Source organism: Breoghania sp. L-A4 (assembly GCF_003432385.1).
Lineage (GTDB): Bacteria > Pseudomonadota > Alphaproteobacteria > Rhizobiales > Stappiaceae > Breoghania.
Genome location: NZ_CP031841.1, coordinates 4,956,328 through 4,974,592, shown reverse-complemented (window position 1 = coordinate 4,974,592; position 18,265 = coordinate 4,956,328). Strand labels below are relative to the sequence as shown.

The 18,265-nt window shown below is 65.4% G+C and carries 17 protein-coding genes; 14 read left to right on the top strand and 3 right to left on the bottom strand.

What is annotated here, in order from left to right:
• Positions 1 to 7: 7 nt before the first annotated feature.
• Complete coding sequence (locus tag D1F64_RS22735; RefSeq protein ID WP_117414274.1) at positions 8 to 280, bottom strand: BolA family protein; 273 nt, start codon at positions 278 to 280, stop codon at positions 8 to 10.
• 153 nt (positions 281 to 433) lie between these two features.
• Here D1F64_RS22735 and D1F64_RS22730 point away from each other — a divergent pair, with 153 nt between their 5' ends.
• The 5 genes from D1F64_RS22730 (at position 434) to D1F64_RS22710 (ending at position 5,775) form a co-directional block, all read left to right on the top strand.
• Complete coding sequence (locus D1F64_RS22730; protein ID WP_117414273.1) at positions 434 to 1,069, top strand: J domain-containing protein; 636 nt, start codon at positions 434 to 436, stop codon at positions 1,067 to 1,069.
• A 185-nt stretch (positions 1,070 to 1,254) separates the two neighbouring features.
• Positions 1,255 to 2,241, top strand: a complete 987-nt coding sequence (gene cobS, locus D1F64_RS22725; protein WP_117414272.1) for a cobaltochelatase subunit CobS — start codon at positions 1,255 to 1,257, stop codon at positions 2,239 to 2,241.
• Position 2,242: 1 nt separating this feature from the next.
• Entirely contained in the window at positions 2,243 to 2,728 is a 486-nt protein-coding gene (locus D1F64_RS22720) for a hypothetical protein (protein WP_117414271.1), read from the top strand.
• Positions 2,729 to 2,734: 6 nt separating this feature from the next.
• The gene (gene cobT, locus D1F64_RS22715; protein ID WP_117414270.1) at positions 2,735 to 4,636 is read left to right on the top strand and encodes a cobaltochelatase subunit CobT; all 1,902 of its coding nucleotides are present in this window, start codon (positions 2,735 to 2,737) and stop codon (positions 4,634 to 4,636) included.
• 83 nt (positions 4,637 to 4,719) lie between these two features.
• A complete protein-coding gene (locus tag D1F64_RS22710; RefSeq protein WP_162901719.1) occupies positions 4,720 to 5,775 on the top strand; it encodes an esterase-like activity of phytase family protein in 1,056 nt (351 codons plus the stop codon).
• 122 nt (positions 5,776 to 5,897) lie between these two features.
• Here the strand turns inward: D1F64_RS22710 and rpmB are convergent, their stop codons facing one another.
• A complete protein-coding gene (rpmB, locus tag D1F64_RS22705; protein ID WP_117414268.1) occupies positions 5,898 to 6,185 on the bottom strand; it encodes a 50S ribosomal protein L28 in 288 nt (95 codons plus the stop codon).
• 383 nt (positions 6,186 to 6,568) lie between these two features.
• Between rpmB and D1F64_RS22700 the strand changes: the two genes are divergently transcribed.
• The 6 genes from D1F64_RS22700 (at position 6,569) to D1F64_RS22675 (ending at position 13,459) form a co-directional block, all read left to right on the top strand.
• Positions 6,569 to 7,447, top strand: a complete 879-nt coding sequence (locus D1F64_RS22700) for a DUF3108 domain-containing protein (protein ID WP_205470584.1) — start codon at positions 6,569 to 6,571, stop codon at positions 7,445 to 7,447.
• Between the two features lie 377 nt (positions 7,448 to 7,824).
• The gene (locus tag D1F64_RS22695; RefSeq protein ID WP_117414811.1) at positions 7,825 to 8,778 is read left to right on the top strand and encodes an acetyl-CoA carboxylase carboxyltransferase subunit alpha; all 954 of its coding nucleotides are present in this window, start codon (positions 7,825 to 7,827) and stop codon (positions 8,776 to 8,778) included.
• Positions 8,779 to 9,023: 245 nt separating this feature from the next.
• Positions 9,024 to 10,421, top strand: coding sequence for a murein L,D-transpeptidase family protein (locus D1F64_RS22690; protein ID WP_117414267.1), 1,398 nt, complete (start codon positions 9,024 to 9,026; stop codon positions 10,419 to 10,421).
• A gap of 195 nt (positions 10,422 to 10,616) precedes the next feature.
• Positions 10,617 to 11,669, top strand: a complete 1,053-nt coding sequence (locus D1F64_RS22685; RefSeq protein WP_117414810.1) for a MaoC family dehydratase — start codon at positions 10,617 to 10,619, stop codon at positions 11,667 to 11,669.
• Between the two features lie 203 nt (positions 11,670 to 11,872).
• Positions 11,873 to 12,364 carry a Gmad2 immunoglobulin-like domain-containing protein gene (locus tag D1F64_RS22680; RefSeq protein WP_117414266.1) on the top strand — a complete coding sequence of 164 codons (492 nt, stop codon included), beginning with the start codon at positions 11,873 to 11,875 and terminating at the stop codon, positions 12,362 to 12,364.
• A gap of 96 nt (positions 12,365 to 12,460) precedes the next feature.
• A complete protein-coding gene (locus tag D1F64_RS22675) occupies positions 12,461 to 13,459 on the top strand; it encodes an endonuclease/exonuclease/phosphatase family protein (RefSeq protein ID WP_117414265.1) in 999 nt (332 codons plus the stop codon).
• 3 nt (positions 13,460 to 13,462) lie between these two features.
• Here D1F64_RS22675 and D1F64_RS22670 read toward each other — a convergent pair whose 3' ends face one another.
• Positions 13,463 to 13,795 carry a cytochrome c gene (locus tag D1F64_RS22670; RefSeq protein ID WP_248304557.1) on the bottom strand — a complete coding sequence of 111 codons (333 nt, stop codon included), beginning with the start codon at positions 13,793 to 13,795 and terminating at the stop codon, positions 13,463 to 13,465.
• Positions 13,796 to 13,973: 178 nt separating this feature from the next.
• Between D1F64_RS22670 and ggt the strand changes: the two genes are divergently transcribed.
• The 3 genes from ggt (at position 13,974) to ispG (ending at position 18,235) form a co-directional block, all read left to right on the top strand.
• Positions 13,974 to 15,749: a gamma-glutamyltransferase gene (gene ggt / locus D1F64_RS22665; RefSeq protein WP_117414264.1), complete on the top strand. Its 1,776-nt coding sequence runs from the start codon at positions 13,974 to 13,976 to the stop codon at positions 15,747 to 15,749.
• A 164-nt stretch (positions 15,750 to 15,913) separates the two neighbouring features.
• Positions 15,914 to 16,705, top strand: a complete 792-nt coding sequence (locus D1F64_RS22660) for a MipA/OmpV family protein (RefSeq protein ID WP_117414263.1) — start codon at positions 15,914 to 15,916, stop codon at positions 16,703 to 16,705.
• 258 nt (positions 16,706 to 16,963) lie between these two features.
• Complete coding sequence (ispG, locus tag D1F64_RS22655) at positions 16,964 to 18,235, top strand: flavodoxin-dependent (E)-4-hydroxy-3-methylbut-2-enyl-diphosphate synthase (protein ID WP_117414262.1); 1,272 nt, start codon at positions 16,964 to 16,966, stop codon at positions 18,233 to 18,235.
• The last annotated feature ends 30 nt before the right edge of the window (positions 18,236 to 18,265 follow it).

Sequence of the window (18,265 nt, the reverse complement as noted above, 5' to 3'; positions counted from 1 at the left end):
GCTCCGATCAGCCGGCTTCGCCGGGCGCGGAGGCGCGAATGGCCAGCGCGTGAACGGTGCCGGCGAGGTCCTCGGCCAGCAACGCGTTGATCATGCGATGGCGTTCCAGCCGGCTCTTGCCGGCAAAGGCTTCGGCGCGCACCAGCACGCGGTAATGCGACTCGCCGCCCTCGCGCGCGCCGGCGTGGCCGGCGTGCAAATGTGACTCGTCGATCACCTCCAGCGCCTCGGGCGCGAGGCCCTCGCGCAGCTTTGTTTCGATCCGCTCTCTTGTGTTCATGGCCGTTCCGTTGCTACTTATTTCGGCTGCGCCATCTGCAACGCTACAGATTCGACGCCCATCGGCGCTGCACCTATGCTGCACCCATCCTGTCGCGCGGTTTCGGAGACCGCCTCCCGTGTTCCGATACCAGCTTGAAGCCAGAATGACGAAATGAAACTCGATTCCAAAATCTTCGACAGCATCCGCATCAAGGGCGCCAAGGGTGCCAAGGGATCCAAGCGGGGCAAGCAGGCCCCGCGCGTGGACACGGGGCCCATGTGCCAATGGGAAGGCTGTGACCTCGCCGGACCGCACCGGGCGCCGAAGGGCCGTGGCGCGGAAGGGCAGTATCTGAACTTCTGCATCGACCACGTGCGTGAATACAACAAGTCCTACAACTATTTCGACGGCATGAACGACACCCAGGTGCGCACCTTCCAGAAGGACGCGCTGACCGGGCACCGGCCGACATGGCGGATGGGGGTTGACGAAAAGAAGGCGGCGAAGGGCCCCGATGCGGGCTTCTCCGGCATGCAGGATCCGTTCAGCCTGTTTGACGGCGAGCGCGCGACGCGGCCCGATCCGGTGCAGCAGACGCGGCAACGCAAGCTGCTGGCGCTGGAGCGCCGCTCGCTGGGCGTGCTCAATCTTGACGGCACCGCCAGGGGGCCTGAAATCAAGGCGCGCTACAAGGAGCTGGTCAAACTGCATCACCCGGACGCCAACGGGGGCGACCGATCCAGCGAGGACCAGCTCAGCGAAATCATCAAGGCCTACAACATCCTCAAACAGGCCGGGCTCTGCTAGCCGCCACGGGCCGGTCCAGACCGGTAACCGGACTTCCGGATCCGGGTTTCTCGGTGCCTTCCCTCCCTGAAACCGTATCCATTTTCGCGCAATGCGCTCTAGGCCGCGGCAACCGCATGCCTTAGTCTGCGCCGCAAACCTCTCCCACGTTCGTATGCCCCGCAGCTGGGGCCAGCGGAGGATCGATGACTGAAGCCGTAGAGACACACGCCGACATGCCCGACATGACAATCTCCGTCAGGCAGGTGTTCGGAATCGACAGCGACCTGGACGTGCCGGCCTATTCACAGGTTACCGAGCATGTTCCGGATCTCGACCCCGACTATCTGTTTGACAGACCGACGACGCTTGCCATTCTCGCCGGCTTCGCGCGCAACCGCCGCGTGATGGTGACGGGGTATCACGGCACCGGCAAATCGACGCATATCGAGCAGGTCGCCGCCCGGCTCAACTGGCCGTGCGTGCGCGTCAATCTCGATGCGCATATCTCGCGCATCGATCTGATCGGCAAGGACGCCATCGTTCTCAAGGACGGCATGCAGGTCACCGAATTTCGCGACGGAATCCTGCCCTGGGCGCTGCAGACCAACACGGCGCTGGTGTTCGACGAATACGACGCGGGCCGTCCGGACGTGATGTTCGTGATCCAGCGCGTGCTGGAGGCCTCCGGCCGCCTGACGCTGCTCGACCAGAACCGCGTCATCAAGCCGCATCCGGCCTTTCGCCTGTTCGCCACGGCCAATACGGTGGGCCTGGGCGATACCTCTGGTCTCTATCACGGCACGCAGCAGATCAACCAGGGCCAGATGGACCGCTGGTCGATCGTCACCACGTTGAACTATCTGCCGCATGACAACGAGGTGGAAATCGTCCTGTCGAAGGCGAAATTCTTCCAGAACGAGAAAGGCCGCGACATCGTTTCCAAGATGGTGCGCGTCGCCGACATGACCCGCAACGCCTTCATGAACGGCGACCTGTCGACCGTCATGAGCCCGCGTACGGTCATCACCTGGGCCGAGAACGCCGACATCTTCGGCGACATCGGTTTCGCCTTCAAGATGACCTTCCTCAACAAGTGCGACGAGATGGAAAGCCCGGTGGTGTCCGAGTTCTATCAGCGCTGCTTTGGCGAGGATCTGCCGGAATCATCGGTCAATGTGGCGCTGAGCTAGGATGACCGGGTTCCGACGCGCCTTCCTGGCGTTGCTGCTGCTGTCGCCGGTCGCCTTGCAGACGGGGACAGCCGCGGCGGCGGCGGTGATCCACCGGGTCAACGGCACGGTGACGGATGACAACTTCGCGGCGCTGGAGGGGTTTCTTTCCGACTCGGTGGATTCGATCGTCGGCCTGAAGGTCTCCTTCGAGGACGGGAGCGGCTCCCGGGACGGCCAGGTGCAGGCCTATGTGGATGGCGAGATGTTCGTCACCTACAAGCCGGGGCCCGACATGGAAACGGAGATCGTGGCCACGCAGGGACACAGTCTTCAGCATGGATTTCACGTGTTCGACGGGTTCTTTCTCGTCAAATACGGCGGCATGAACCAGGGCATCAGTTCGCTGTCGTTGCAGGCGGTCGATGAGGCGCAGATTCTCCTGTCGGGTGCGCGGGTCGAGGATGTCGAGATCGATGTCCTGGACCCCGCAATTGTAAAGAGGTAGGCGGCAATGGCAGGGCCGGGCAGCAACAGCAATCCGGGCGGGCGAGGCGATTTGCCCAACGACACGTTCAAGCGCGCGGTGTCCGTCACCATGCGGGCGATCGCGCGCGACCCGGAGCTGGAGGTGGTGTTTTCCTCGGACCAGCCCGGCGTCAGCGGCGAGCGGGCGCGGTTGCCGGAGCTGCCGCGCAAGCCGAGCGCCCGCGATATCGCGGTCACCCGCGGCCACGGCGACGCGCTGGCGCTGCGAATGGCCTGCCACGATCCCAAGGTGCACCGGCAACTGGCGCCGGAAGGCCAGAACGCGCGCACGATCTTCGAGGCCGTGGAGCAGGCGCGCTGCGAGGCCATCGGCGCGCGGGCGATGGCCGGGGTGGCCGGCAATATCACCGCCATGCTGGAACAGCGCTACGCGGGCGAGGCGGAAAAAATCGCCTCTCAGTCCGATGCGCCGCTGGAGGAAGCCCTGGCGCTGATGGTGCGTGAGCGGCTGACCGGCCAAAGACCGCCGCGGAACGCGGCGCCCCTGGTCGATGCCTGGCGGCAATGGGTGGAGGAGAAGGGCGGTCGCACGCTGGATTCGCTCTCCACCTGCGTCGACAACCAGAAGGGTTTCGCGCAGACGGTGCGCGATCTGCTCGCCGATCTCGACATGGCCGACGAACTGGGATCGGAAAATCCCGAAGATCAGGACGACCAGGACCAGGAAGAGGGTCAGGACGAGCGCTCGGATGCGACGTCGGGCGACAACGAGGACACCGAAGGCGACGAGGGCACGGATTCGCAGGACGGCGAGATGTCCGGCGACGAGCAGGACGCGGGCGAACAGGAGTCCGGTGAAAGCTACTCCGAGGAGTTCCAGGACACCGACGCGGACGCGGACGCCGAGGATTCAGGCGACGCCGACCGGCAGGATTTCCCCTTCTCCAACCAGCCTCCGGTGTCCGACTACAAGGTCTTCTCCACCGCGTTCGACGAGGTGGTCTCCGCCGAAGACCTGTGCGACGCGGCCGAACTCGACCGGTTGCGCGGCTTTCTCGACAAGCAGCTGGTCAACCTGCAGGGCGCCGTGGCGCGGCTCGCCAACCGGCTGCAGCGGCGGCTGATGGCGCAGCAGAGCCGGGCTTGGGATTTCGACCAGGAAGAAGGGATCCTCGATTCCGCGCGGCTGGCGCGCATCATCATGGACCCGATGCAGCCGCTGGCCTTCAAGCACGAACACGAGACGGATTTCCGCGACACAATCGTTACGCTGCTGCTGGACAATTCGGGCTCCATGCGCGGCCGACCGATCACCGTGGCCGCGGCGTGCGCCGATATCCTGGCGCGTACGCTGGAACGTTGCGGCGTCAAGGTGGAGATTCTCGGTTTCACGACGCGTGCGTGGAAGGGCGGGCAGGCGCGCGAGGCGTGGCTGCAGGCGGAGAAGCCCGCGACCCCGGGGCGGTTGAACGACCTGCGTCATATCATCTACAAGTCGGCGGACGCGCCGTGGCGGCGCGCGCGCCGCAATCTCGGGCTGATGATGCGCGAGGGGCTGCTCAAGGAAAACATCGACGGCGAGGCGCTCGAATGGGCGCACACCCGCCTGCTGGCGCGGCCGGAAGCGCGGCGCATCCTGATGGTGATCTCCGACGGCGCGCCGGTCGACGACTGCACCTTGTCGGTCAATCCCGGAAACTATCTCGAACGTCACCTGCGCCACGTGATCGACGAGATCGAGAACCGCTCTCCGGTGGAACTGAACGCCATCGGCATCGGCCATGACGTGACCCGTTACTACAAGCGCGCGGTGACCATAGTCGACGCGGATGAACTGGCCGGCGCGATGACCGACCAACTCGCGGATCTGTTCGATGAGACGCCCAAGACCGACACGAGGCGCGGCACGCGCAGACGGCGCGCCTGATGTGCTCGGTGGCGCCAATGTGGCCGCGCCACGGGCCGCGCGGCGGCCTCGCGGGTGTTCTGGGTCTCGCGGCCGTTTGCGCGATGCCCCTTCTTGCGTCGTCGAACGCCGCGGCCGCCGGCGCGACGCCGGTTGCGATCAGCGCGGAGCCGCTGGGCGGCTTTCGCGGCCGCTATCCGGCGGAGAAGGTGTTCGGCCAACTCGAGTGGCTCGGTGGGCTGAGAATTTCCTCAAGCGATCCGCGGTTCGGTGGATTTTCCGGCCTGCTCAGCCTGCGGCAGGGGGAACGGCTCCTGGCCGTCAGCGACCGGGGCAACTGGTTTTCGGCACGCATCAGCCAGGACGCCGACGGTACGCCGCTGGATGTCACCGAGGCCACGATGGGGCCGGTCCTCGATAAAAAGGGCGTCTCGCTGGACAACCGGCATCGCGGCGACGCGGAAGCCCTGACAATGACGCCGGACGGCGGGACGATTTTCGTGGCCTTCGAACAGCAGCACCGCGTTCTGGCTTGGGACGGAGCGCAGAGCATACCCGGCGGACTTGCGCGGCGCGTCAAGGCGCCGGCGGCGATCAAGACGCTGGATGGCAACAAGGGGCTGGAAGGGCTGGCGGCGAGTGCCGCAGACGGGCCGCTGAAGGGCGCGCTGGTGGGAATCGCCGAGCGGGATCCTCAGGAGCGTCCCGGCAACCCGGGCTGGATTTTCGGACCCGGCAGGGAAACTTCGTTCCGCCTGCGCCAAAGCGATGACTTCGACGTCACCGACGCGGCCTTTCTGCCCGGCGGCGATCTTCTGGTGCTCGAACGGCGCTTCAACCTGCGGTACGGGCTCGGCATGCGGCTGCGCCGGATCAGGGGCGCGGATCTCGGCCGCGGCGGCGCTATCGACGCGAGCCTGGTGATGGAGGCGGACCTGCGTCACCAGATCGACAACATGGAAGGCCTGGCGGTGCACCAGAATGCCGCCGGGCAGACCATCATCACGATGATTTCCGACGACAATCAATCGGTCCTGCAGCGCACCGTGCTGCTGCGTTTTCGGCTGATCGATGCGCCGCAGCCGGGCTCCATGGACGGACCCGATGCGGTGGCGCCCGACGCGGCCTCCACGGGAGCGCAGCCGCGCGCCAAGCCCTAAGCGGCGCCAGCGGGTCTCGTGCCGGAAACATCCGGGGTCAAAACGCCAAATAGCGCCGCCGGACAAGCCGGGCGGCGCTATCGGAATTCTTGGGTGCCGCGCGTGGCGCGACGCAGCCGTCGTTAGACGGCCGCCAGCTTGTTCTGGATGTCGCGCTTGAGCTGCTTGGCCTTCAGCGACAGATCATCGGCACTTGCCTTGACCAGGAACGCATCCAGTCCGCCGCGATGCTCAACCGAGCGCAGTGCGTTGGCGCTGACGCGCATGCGGATGGACTGGCCAAGCGCTTCGCTCATCATCGTGACATTGCACAGATTGGGCAGGAACCGGCGCCGCGAGCGGTTCTTCGCGTGGCTGACGTTGTTACCTGTCAGCACACCCTTGCCGGTGAGTTCGCACCGTCGAGCCATGGGTACACCCTTTATATTACTGACCGGCCGGGCCGGTTCGGTTGGCGGTTTCGGCGAAAGCAGCCGATTTTTCGGAAGACAGTTGGCGGTTCATTGCCGTACGCTCGGTGCCATACGCGGTGGGCACCCGGGAGGCAGCATCCCGCTCCTGTCGGAAAGTTGCCTCGGTATAGTGATGCGGATTTGCGGCGTCAAGGCCGAAAGCGCGGGAACCGGCGGGTCGTGGCCATCGATATTGCACGCGGCGTTAACCCGGCAGTTACCATGTTGGCGAACAATCGGCCACGGGAGCACCGCGTTCGCGCGACGCATTCCCAGACGCGGCGCGATCGCCGGATCGGCGTCAATTGTGACGCGGAATCCGGTCGTGTGGAGGACAGTCGGTGTTCGGTAAACCAGTCGTTGGAAGCGCTGTCGCGCGGCCCCTTGCGAAAACAACAGGCGCGCTGCGTACCATTGGCGCGCTGCTCGGGTGCGCCCTGACGTTTGCGCCGGCACCCGTACTGGCGGAGAACGCCGACGTCGGCGCGGCCTATGACATCTCCATCGCCGGCTTCGTGTTCGCAAAGGGCACGCTGTCGCTGGAGCTGCAGGGCGACGCCTATTCGGCGCGTGTCGGCATGCGTCCGTCTGGCCTGGCGCGCATCATTATTGCGGGAAAGAGCAATGCCTACGCCACCGGCTCGCTGCACGGCACCAGGGTGATGCCGGACCGCTACGACATGATTTCCGAGGAGAGCGAGCGGTCCTCGCGGGTCGCGATGGGCCTGTCCCGCGGCAACGTGCGCGACATTGCCACAAGCCCGCAACTCGCCAAGCGACCGGACCGGGTGCCGGTGACGCGCGTCCATCAGCGCGGCATCGTCGATCCGCTGAGCGCCATTCTGATGCCGGTGGCCAACGCCGGCCAGGCGCTGACGCCCAAGGGCTGCGACCGGCGCATTCCGATCTTCGACGGCTGGACGCGCTATGATGTGCAGCTGTCGTACAAGAGCACCCAGACGGTCAGCGGCCGCGGCTACGATGGCCCGGTGATCGTGTGCGGCGCGCGCTGGGTGCCGGTGGCGGGCCACCGCCCGGCCAAGAAGTCGGTAAAATACATGGCCGACAATCGCGACATCGAAATCTGGCTGGCGCCCATGGCGACCAGCGACGTGTTGCTGCCCTATCGGATCTCCATGCGCACGATGACCGGCGATCTGGTGGTCCAGGCCCGCAAGCTTGAGATCCGCACCGGGGAACGCAAGCACGCCAGCCGCTAGTACAATTTCCGGTTTTACGAAGGCGCGGGTGCATTTACGGGAAACCCGCGCCGCCATTCCATGAAATCAGGGCGCCTTGCCACCGCGGCTTGACAGATCGGCCCCTTGCGGCCAGTGTCGCGCCGCATCGCGTCCGGCCATTGGCCGCTCCGGCGAGTGAAACCGCTGGTGGCGCCCCGTTTCAGCCGATTTTCGGACAGATAGTGCGGCCGCGACCAGCCCATACGGCTTCCTGCCCGACGCACCATGGTCCGAATCCGCTCCGGAATCCGCCGGTTCAGGGCGCCCGAGACGGGCGCGCGAACCGGGATGGGGCGCGAACTGGAATACGACAGGGCACGGGCCCGATCAGACCTACCTCACGAGTGACCATTCTCATGCGCAGCTATCTTGAATTCGAAAAAGCGGTGGCCAATCTCGAGGGCAAGGTGCATGAGCTGCAAACGCTCACCAAGGAAGGCGAGACCGTCGACGTCGCCGGCGAGATCGCGCGGCTCGAGGCCAAGGCCAGCCAGGCGCTCGCTGAACTCTATGCGAAGCTGACGCCCTGGCAGAAGACGCTGGTGGCGCGCCATCCCGACCGTCCGCACATGAGCGACTATGTCAATCGCCTGGTGGAAGACTTCACGCCGCTGGCCGGCGACCGCAAGTTTGCGGAGGATCACGCGATCATCGCCGGCTTCGGGCGCTTTCGCGGCCGCTCCGTCGCCCTGATCGGCCAGGAAAAGGGCCATGACACGAAGAGCCGGCTGAAGCACAATTTCGGCATGGCGCGGCCCGAGGGCTACCGCAAGGCGGTGCGCATCATGGAACTGGCCGAGCGTTTTCAGATCCCCGTGGTTTCGCTCGTCGACACAGCCGGCGCCTATCCCGGCATCGGCGCCGAGGAACGCGGCCAGGCCGAGGCGATCGCCCGCTCCACCGCCGCGTGCCTGAAGGCGACCGTGCCCAATGTCGCGCTGGTCATCGGCGAGGGCGGATCCGGCGGCGCCATCGCGATCGCCGCGACCAATCACGTGATCATGCTGGAACACTCGATCTACAGCGTGATCTCGCCGGAAGGTGCGGCCTCCATTCTGTGGCGCGATTCGGCGCGTGCGCAGGACGCGGCCACCAACATGAAGATCACCGCCCAGGACCTGCTGAGGCTCGGCGTGGTCGACGAGATCGTCACCGAGCCCGTCGGCGGCGCGCATCGCGAGCCGGTGCAGGTGATCAGGGCGGCCGGTGACGCTATCGAGTCGGCGCTTGAGGGCTTTGACAATGTCGCGCCCGAGGAAATCCGCCAGCGGCGGCGTGAGAAATTCCTCGCGATCGGCCAGAAGACTTAGTCGGGGCGGATTCCTCCGAACCTGTCCGAAATCGCGGCATACTCCCGATCCCAAGCTGTTTTGCGCCCGGACGCTGACGAAGCGTGCGAGAAATCCGCGCGTGGTCATTGAATTGCCGAATTCCGGCTTGAGGAGAGGGGTGTCAAAATATAGCCTCGCCTTTGGCAAGAAATGCGAAAGGTTAACGGATTAGGCTGGTGACCGGTCAACCGGCGGCAAGCGCGCCGGACAGTCAGGGATAGTGCATGTCCGCGAACACATCGCGCAGCTTTGGGATCGGAGCCGGTTGGACCCGGCTTGCGGCGGCCTGTGCGCTGGCCGGCGTCGTCGCGGGATGCCAGCCTGACAGCCTTGGCTATGGACCCAAGCATCTGCAGCCGCTGAGCTACGCCATCAAGGCGGACATGAAGTCCAAGGACATGAGCCCGGGCGATCCGGTCCTGGTGCGGCTGTTCAAGGAAGAATCCGAGCTTGAGGTCTGGAAGCGGACGTCGAACGGCAAGTTCGCGCTGCTGAAGAGCTACCCGATCTGCAAATGGTCGGGAAAGCTGGGGCCGAAGTTCAAGGAAGGCGACCGCCAGGCGCCGGAAGGATTCTACACGATCCGCCCGGGCCAGATGAACCCCAACTCCTCCTATCACCTGTCGTTCAACCTCGGCTATCCCAATGCCTATGACCGCGCCTACGGCCGCACCGGCCAGCACCTGATGGTGCACGGCGCGTGCTCCTCGCGCGGCTGCTACGCGATGGAAGACGAGCAGATCCAGGAGATTTATTCGCTGGCGCGCGAATCGTTCCGCGGCGGTCAGCGCGACTTCCAGGTGGAGGCCTATCCGTTTCGCATGACGCCGGAAAACATGGCCCGGCACGCGGACAACGAGTTCATGCCCTTCTGGCGCATGCTCAAGGAAGGCTACGACCACTTCGAGGTGACGCGGCTGGTGCCCAAGGTCGATGTCTGCGGCAAGCGCTACGTGTTCGATGCGCAGCTCGAGAACGACCGCGACAAGTTCATCGCCGACAAGGAATGCCCGGCCTATCAGGTGCCCGCGCCGATCCAGCAGGCCGTTGCCGCCAAGCAGCGCCGTGACGACGAGAAGATGACGGTGCTGGTCGCGCAGGCAGAAGCCAAGCGGGCGCGCGAGGAAGCCTGGAAGAACGGCGACACGGCGCTCGCCAAGATCTTCGGCGGCAGCGCGGACGCCGAGACGCAGAACGTTGTTTCGGACGCCGACGCCCAGGGTGTGCCCTCCGACGACCCCGCGGCCATGGCCTATGCGGGAATCCCCGTGCCCGCGCGCAATCCGACGAAGCCGTTCACCGCGAAAGAATCGGGCGGATTGTTCGGCGGGTTGTTCAAGCGCGACAAGGCCCCGGATGTGCCCGAGGATCAGCGCTTGCCCGAACAGCAGGCCGTGGAGACGAGCCCGAGCACCCCGCTGATCATGCCGCCGGTGCCCGCCGCGTCTCCCCAATCTGTCGAGACCAACACGGGTGCGGCCGCGGCGGCGGAGATCATGCAGCCGCAGGCGGACCCGGTCACCACCGAATCGCTGCCCAAGCCGAAAGAAAAGAAATCCAGCATCGCCGCCGTCAGCGACGTGGTGTCGCGCTGGTTCGGCGGCTCCAAGGCGGCGCAATAGGGCGACAAGCCGCCTGATGCGCCGGCCCATCCCCATGTCTCATCCGCTCCCCGGCCCGGTACCTGGGCTGGTATCCGTGCGCGCGAGCATACGCGCGGCACGATCAACCGCAGGGCGCGTCCATCGGCCCTCTTGCGCCGCACCGCAACACAGGCTCTATTTCAGCGGGATGTGAGGAGCGCGGATGCGATGATCGTGAGCAAGACGAACAGCGGCAATTTCTTTGAGGATTTCTCGCTGGGGCAGGTGATCGCGCATGCGACGCCGCGCACGGTGACGGCCGGAGATGTCGCGCTTTACACCGCGTTGTTCGGCCCGCGCTTCGCTGTGCAGTCTTCGGACGCCTTCGCGCAGGCGGTGAATTATCCGCAATCTCCCGTCGACGACATGCTGGTGTTTCACATCGTCTTCGGAAAGACCGTGCCGGACATCTCGCTCAACGCGGTCGCCAACCTGGGCTACGCGGGCGGGCGGTTCCTGGCGCCGGTCTATCCCGGCGACACGCTGTCGGCGGTCTCCGAGATCATCGGGTTGAAGGAGAATTCCAACAGCAAGACCGGCGTCGTCTATGTGCGGTCCACAGGCTACAAGGCCGACGGAACCGAGGTGCTGGATTACGTGCGTTGGGTGATGGTGAAGAAGCGCAACGCCGCCAATCCCGCCCCCGCGCCGGTTGTCCCGGAACTGCCGGGCGAACTCGCACCCCAGGTGCTGGGCAACGCCGTGCCGATGCTGGATCTCGACGGTTGGAACAATGACCTGGCGGGCAGCGCGCACCGCTGGGACGACTATGCCATTGGCGAGAAGATCGACCATGCCGACGGCATGACGGTGGAAGAGGCCGAGCACCAGATGGCCACGCGGCTGTACCAGAACACCGCGAAGGTGCATTTCAACCAGCATACCGAAGGCGAAGGCCGCTTCGGCCGCCGACTGGTCTATGGCGGCCATGTCATCAGCCTGGCGCGCGCGCTGTCGTTCAATGGGCTAGGCGCGGCGTTCCATGTGGCGGGAATCAACGGTGGGCGGCACGTTGCGCCCCTGTTCGCCGGCGACACCGTTTATGCCTGGTCGCAGGTGCTGGACAAGCAGCCGCTGGAAGGCCGTCCGGATGTGGGGCTGCTGCGCATCCGGACCATCGCCACTAAGAACCGGTCCTGCGCGGATTTCCCGGATCAGGATTCCGCCGGCGCCTATGATCCGGATGTGATCCTGGATCTGGATATCTGGGTCGCGTTGCCCAAGTAGAGCGTCGCCGGCTTGCATGGCCTGCGTATGCTCCGGACGCTTTCAGGCTGTTTCTCGTCATAATCTGTTGTTAGACTATTGGCGCATGCCGCTTTCGTGACGCCGATTGCGTTGCGGAAACCGGTATGCGGATGGCGAATTTCATATTTCCAATACTCCCAGTGCTTGCGTTTTCAGATCAATGATTTCCGGAGGCATTTTCCATGACAAACGAAATCCAGCAGCCCAAGCCCTATGATCTCGTCGGCAGCCCGGTGCTGGTTGGCGGTATCGGCAACGGCTTCGAGGCGACCCTGCAATTCCGTATCCATGAAGGCCACGACGAGGTGTCGGGACATTTCAATGTGGGCGGCGGCACCGGCGAGCACGGCCAGTTTCAGCTCGCCATTGACGTTTCCAATGCGGCTTTCGCGCTCGACCGGTTGTTTGTCGAGATTTTCGAGGAAAGCGCGCAGGACGGGTCGGAGATCAACAAGGTCATCGTGCCGGTGATCTACGGCCCGCGCATCGTGCCCGGCTATATCGGATACCGTCTTTACGAGGTGCAGCCGGGGGACACGCTGTCGGCCATCGCCAACGCGCATTACGGCGATCCCGCCCGGTTTCCTGACATCGTGCGCGCCAATCCGCTGGTGATCGACAATCCGAATCTGATTTTTCCGGGTCAGGAACTGAAGATCCCCATCGGCGTGTGAGCGTGCCGTCGCATGCGACACCGCCGCGGCGGGACTTCGCGCTGATCCGCTGTAGGATTGGTGTTGGTAGAATCGGCCATTACCGGCGGAGTCCGCATGCGCTTTGCGACGTTCAATCTGGAATCCTTTGGCGACGACACGCTCAATGATGCCGCACTCGCGCCGCGCATCGCGCGGCTCAGGCCCGTGCTGGAGCGGCTCGCGGCGGATGTAGTGTGCCTGCAGGAGGTCAACGCCCAAAGGGTTCCCGGTCGGCCCGGACGCGGCTTCGCGGCCCTTGATGCGCTGCTCGAGGGCACGGATTACGCCGGGTTTCACCGGGCCTGCGGGGTGGCGGAGGGCGCGGCTCCGGCCGAACGGCACAATCTGGTGGTGCTCTCGCGCTATCGGGTGATCGCAAGCCGGGCAATCCGCCACGACCATGTGCCGCCGCCGCAGTGGCATGCCGGCACGGGTGACGCCGTTCGTGATCCGGGTGGGCCGGAGGCGCGGATGGGAGACGAGACGGACCCCGGCATTACGTTCGACAGACCGATTCTGGCGGTGGAACTGGATGCGCCGGGCCGGCACCTGCATGTGTTCAATGTGCATTTGCGCGCGCCGATCGCGGCGCCCGTCGCGGGACAAAAGCTTTCCGCGACGCGCTGGAAGAGTGTCTCTGGATGGGCAGAGGGCTACTATCTCGCGGCGATGAAGCGTGTCGGCCAGGCGCTGGAACTGCGTCAGGCGATCGAGACGGTGTTTGAGCGCGACCTGGAGGCGTGGGTTCTGGCGGCGGGGGATTTCAACGCGGTGACTGTCGAATCGGCGTTACGCATTGTGGCGGCCAATGTGGAGGATACCGGCAACCTGGAGCTTTCGCCGCGCGTCATGACGCCGGTGGAGACGCAGATCCCGCGCCAGCGCCGGTACACGGTGCTGCACCATGGCCGGCGGCACATGCTCGACCATATTCTCGCAAGCCCCGCGCTGCTCGGCGCACTGGGCACGGTCGAGGTCCTCAACGAAGGCCTCGCCGACGAGATGGACGACAGCGGCACGGAGGCGGAACTGGGGTCGTTCCATGCGCCGCTGGTCGCGGGTTTCAGGATCTGAGCGCTATTTCAGGGTCTCGATATAGGCGATAATGTCCGCAACCTCGATGCGCGACAGATCCATGTCCGGCATCACCGGATGCGGATCGGCGAGGAATTGCGCGAGCCTCTCCGGCGTGTTCAGCGGGTTTCGGGCGATTGCCTGAAACGTCGGGACATCGGCGCTTGCAGCGGTCTGGTCCGTGGCCACCACGTGACACGCCGAGCACCAGATGCGGGCAAGCGTTTCGCCGTTCTGGCTGTCGCCCGCCGCCCCCGCAGATGATGCCGTCAGCAGCGTCGCGACGACCGCGCAGGCGCTGAGAGCTGTCCGCGATCCCCTGTTTCCTGTCCTCATGCGTCCCTCGTACCGTTTGCCGGATGGCTGTCACGGACCGCTCCGCATGTCATGCATGCACCCTGGTCTTGGTCCATTGCAGGTCTGTCATTTTCGCGGACTTGCGGTACCATCCCGCGTTGAAACCAAAACACAGTATGAGAGGGCGGCGGGTGGCCGTCCTTGCGGAGGATCAATCATGCCGCAACGTGAGACGCGTTACTGTTCCACCGGACTGCGCGCGCCTGTCTGGCTTCTGGCCGCGGCGCTCGCGTTCACCCCGGCCGCGACATTCGCCCAGGTGCCGGCCGCGGCTGAAACCGCGCCCATCATTTCCGGCCGCGATCTGGTCCATCCCGTGGTTGCCGACCGTGGCATGGTCGCGAGCCAGGAGGCGCTGGCGACCCGCATTGGTGTGGATGTTCTCAAGCGCGGCGGAAACGCGGTGGACGCTGCCGTTGCGGTGGGGTTCGCGCTGGCCGTGACCCTGCCGCGCGCCGGCAATCTCGGCGGCGGCGGATTCATGTTGGTGCATATGGCGGCCACCAACGAGACGGTGGCGATCGACTACCGGGAAATGGCGCCCGAGGCCGCCCATCGCGACATGTTCCTGGACGCGGCAGGCGAGGCGGACACGCAGAAGTCGCGTTATTCGGGCCTGGCGGTTGGCGTTCCGGGCACCGTTTCCGGTCTGGCCCTCGCGCACGGGGTTTACGGCAGCGGCGCGCTGACGCTCGCCGAGCTGATCGAGCCGGCGATCACGCTCGCGGAGGATGGTATCATGGTCACGCCGGATCTCGCGGAATCGCTCGCGCAGCGCCACGAGCGGATGAGCCGCGACCCGGAGGCCGCGCGGATCTTCTATCCCGGCGGCACGCCTCCCGCCCCGGGCGACGTGCTGCGTCAAGCCGATCTCGCCGGGACCTTGCGGGCCATCGCCGAGAGCGGACCGAAAGGCTTTTATCAAGGCCCGGTCGCGGAGGCGATCGCGGCGAGCGTGCAGGCGGCGGGCGGCGGCATGACGGCGGAGGATCTGGCGTCGTATACGCCGGTGGTGCGTGCGCCGGTGACCGGCGCCTATCGCGGTTATGAGATCGCCTCCATGCCTCCGCCTTCCTCGGGCGGCGCGCATATCATTCAGATCCTCAACATCGTCGAGGCGCAGCCGCTTGGAGAGATGGGCGCCAATTCCGCCGACACCGTCCATTGGCTGACGGAGGCGATGCGCCGGGCCTACGCGGACCGCTCGAAATACCTCGGCGATCCGGATTTCACGACGGTGCCGGTCTCCGGACTGACGTCCAAGGACTACGCCAAGCTGTTGCGCGCGAGCATTCAGGCGGACAAGGCGACACCGTCCGATCTGGTCACGCCCGGCAATCCCATGCCCTACGAAAGCGACCAGACGACGCATTTCTCCGTGGTCGATGCCGATGGCAACGCCGTGTCCAACACCTACACGCTGAATTTCTCCTATGGCGTGGGCGTCGTCGCGCCGGGCACGGGCGTGCTGCTCAACAACGAGCTCGACGATTTCTCCGCCAAGCCGGGGGTGCCCAACGCCTATGGGCTGATCGGCGGGGAGGCCAACGCGGTGGAGCCGCGCAAGCGGCCGCTGTCGTCGATGAGCCCGACGATTGTCTTCAAGGATGGCAAGGTGTCGCTGGTCACCGGCTCTCCCGGCGGCAGCCGCATCATCACCACCGTGCTGCAGGTGATCTCAAACGTTATCGATCACGGCATGAACATTGCGGAAGCCAGCCACGCGCCGCGTATTCACCATCAGTGGTATCCTGATGAGCTGCGTGTGGAGGAGGGGCTGAGTCCGGACACGCTGCGGCTCCTGGAGGCACGCGGCCATACGGTCGCGGTGAAGAATGCCATGGGATCGACGCAGTCGATCCAGGTGGTGGGCGACAGGCTGGCCGGCGCATCGGACCCGCGGCGCGCGGGCGCGCTGACGGCGGGATATTGATCCTGAGCGGCGACAGGCCCGGTGGTCGCGGGTACCTGTGGCAATCGGGTGACGCACAGAAAAATGGATCGATTTTAAGCCTTTAGTGGGTGTTACCGGGTTTCTCTTGTGCGAGGGATAATTTATTGTCCCTTGCGACACGAACATGCTTTCGGGAATCACTCATGCGCACGCCGTTGATCGCCTCCGTCGCTCTGCTTGCCGTCATGGCGGCGCCCTTTGCCGCGGCGCATGCGCAGGATGCGGGCCGGCAAGCCGGCACGGATCTTGTGATCGATCTCGGTATCGGCGCCCGGTTGCAGCCGAAATACGAGGGCGCGGAAAGCTATCTGCTATCGCCCTTCCCGATCATCAAGCTGTCCTATTTGCGGCTGGGAAGCCTGTACACGCTGGAAGACAAGCCGGAAGCCGGCGTGTTCTTCTATCCGTCGTTCAATTTCGTCGGCGCGCGCACCGCGCGCGACAACGCGAGCCTCACCGGGTTGAACAGCGTCGACTGGGCGGTCGAGCTCGGCGCCGGGGTGGGCTTCCGCAACGAATATCTGCGCGCCTTCGCCGAGGTGCGGCGCGGCCTTCACGGCCACAATGGCTTTGTCGGCGAGGTGGGCGTGGATGCGATTCTCCATCCCATGGACAAGGTCACGCTCTTGGCCGGTCCGCGCATGGGCTTTGCCGACGGCAAGTACATGGATACCTATTTCGGCGTTTCGGCGGCGGAATCGGCCGCGTCCGGCGGCGCGCTGGCGGTGCACAAGGCCGGCGGCGGCATCAAGGACATCGGCCTGGAGGCCACTGTCAACTATGCCTGGACGGACACGACGACCCTGTCGCTTGAGGGCGGATACCGCCGGCTGATTGCTGACGCGGGATCCTCGCCCATCGTCAAACGCGGTTCCGCCGACCAGTTCTCCATTGGCGTTGGCGTCAGTCACCGGTTCTCGCTGGATCTCTATTAGGCGGAGCTGTTTCGGACATGGCCGGATCCGGGTTGCCGACGATGAGGGACCCGCGCGGCGGCGACGGGCCGGCGATGGCCGCAGCCCAGTGTCGCAGCTTCTTCATTTGACAGCGCGCGCGGCTTGCCGCACTGCTGCGGTTCCGGTCAGTTCGCGGCGCGGATTGCGCGCCCGCCGCCCGGACCTATATCCGAGGCCCCGTGTCGAGAGTATGTCTCCGCGGAGCGCCGATCGTCAGAACGAAAGCCGTGAGGATTCATGGAGTTTCTCAGCCAACCGCTTGCGCGACGGCGCTCCGTGCCGGTCAAGGTGGGCCCGGTCACCGTAGGTGGCGATGCGCCCGTCGCCGTGCAGTCGATGACCAACACTGACACCGCCGACATCGAGGCGACGGTCGCGCAGGTCGCAGCACTGGCGCGCGCGGGCTCCGAACTGGTGCGCATCACCGTGGACCGGGACGAGGCGGCGGCGGCCGTGCCGCATATCCGCGACCGCTTGATGCTCAAGAACATCGACGTGCCGCTGATCGGCGATTTCCACTACATCGGCCACAAGCTTCTCGCCGATCATCCGGCCTGTGCCGAAGCGCTGGCGAAATACCGCATCAATCCGGGCAACGTCGGCTTCAAGGCCAAGAAGGACAAGCAGTTCAGCCAGATCATCGAGATGGCGATGCGCTACGACAAGCCGGTGCGTATCGGCGTCAACTGGGGCTCGTTGGACCAGGAACTGTTGACACGGCTGATGGACGAGAACGCCGCCAGCCCCGCCCCGCTGGAGGCGCGGGCGGTGATGCGCGAGGCGATCATCCAGTCCGGTCTGCTGTCGGGCGCGCGCGCCGAGGACCTGGGTCTGGGACGCGACAAGATTATTCTCTCGGCCAAGGTCTCCAACGTGCAGGACCTGATCGGGGTCTATTGCGATCTGGCCGGACGTTGCGATTACGCGCTGCATCTGGGCCTGACCGAAGCCGGCATGGGCTCGAAGGGCATCGTCGCGTCGTCGGCCTCCATGGGCATCCTGCTGCAGCAGGGCATTGGCGACACGATCCGTATCTCGTTGACGCCGGAGCCCGGCGGCGACCGCACCCGCGAGGTGCAGGTGGCGCAGGAGCTGCTGCAGACCATGGGCTTTCGCGCGTTCGTGCCGGTCGTCGCAGCGTGTCCGGGCTGCGGACGCACCACCTCGACGGTGTTCCAGGAGCTTGCGCAGGACATCGAGGGCCACATCCGCGACAGCATGCCCGCGTGGCGCGAGCAGTATCCCGGCGTCGAGGCGCTGACGGTTGCGGTGATGGGCTGCATCGTCAACGGCCCCGGCGAATCCAAGCATGCCAACATCGGAATCTCGCTGCCCGGCACCGGGGAAACGCCCGCCGCGCCGATCTTCGTCGACGGGGAGAAGGTGGCGACCCTGCGCGGGCCCAACATCGCCGATGATTTCAAGGACATGGTGCTCGATTACATCGAGAAGCGTTACGGCCAGGGATCCGGGTATGCCGCGCAGAAGGTCTCCGCGGATGTCGCCTGAGGCGGCGCCCACCGCAGACGCCGGCAGGGG

Bases quoted from the DNA above. Each gene is read 5' to 3' on its own strand.
- D1F64_RS22710 (WP_162901719.1), top strand. From the start codon at position 4,720: ATGCCCCTTCTTGCGTCGTCGAACGCCGCGGCCGCCGGCGCGACGCCG.
- D1F64_RS22680 (WP_117414266.1), top strand. From the start codon at position 11,873: ATGACAAACGAAATCCAGCAGCCCAAGCCCTATGATCTCGTCGGCAGC.
- D1F64_RS22660 (WP_117414263.1), top strand. From the start codon at position 15,914: ATGCGCACGCCGTTGATCGCCTCCGTCGCTCTGCTTGCCGTCATGGCG.
- D1F64_RS22670 (WP_248304557.1), bottom strand. From the start codon at position 13,795: ATGAGGACAGGAAACAGGGGATCGCGGACAGCTCTCAGCGCCTGCGCG.
- D1F64_RS22690 (WP_117414267.1), top strand. From the start codon at position 9,024: ATGTCCGCGAACACATCGCGCAGCTTTGGGATCGGAGCCGGTTGGACC.
- D1F64_RS22675 (WP_117414265.1), top strand. From the start codon at position 12,461: ATGCGCTTTGCGACGTTCAATCTGGAATCCTTTGGCGACGACACGCTC.
- D1F64_RS22730 (WP_117414273.1), top strand. From the start codon at position 434: ATGAAACTCGATTCCAAAATCTTCGACAGCATCCGCATCAAGGGCGCC.
- cobS (WP_117414272.1), top strand. From the start codon at position 1,255: ATGACTGAAGCCGTAGAGACACACGCCGACATGCCCGACATGACAATC.
- ispG (WP_117414262.1), top strand. From the start codon at position 16,964: ATGGAGTTTCTCAGCCAACCGCTTGCGCGACGGCGCTCCGTGCCGGTC.
- D1F64_RS22695 (WP_117414811.1), top strand. From the start codon at position 7,825: ATGCGCAGCTATCTTGAATTCGAAAAAGCGGTGGCCAATCTCGAGGGC.
- rpmB (WP_117414268.1), bottom strand. From the start codon at position 6,185: ATGGCTCGACGGTGCGAACTCACCGGCAAGGGTGTGCTGACAGGTAAC.
- D1F64_RS22735 (WP_117414274.1), bottom strand. From the start codon at position 280: ATGAACACAAGAGAGCGGATCGAAACAAAGCTGCGCGAGGGCCTCGCG.
- D1F64_RS22720 (WP_117414271.1), top strand. From the start codon at position 2,243: ATGACCGGGTTCCGACGCGCCTTCCTGGCGTTGCTGCTGCTGTCGCCG.
- cobT (WP_117414270.1), top strand. From the start codon at position 2,735: ATGGCAGGGCCGGGCAGCAACAGCAATCCGGGCGGGCGAGGCGATTTG.
- ggt (WP_117414264.1), top strand. From the start codon at position 13,974: ATGCCGCAACGTGAGACGCGTTACTGTTCCACCGGACTGCGCGCGCCT.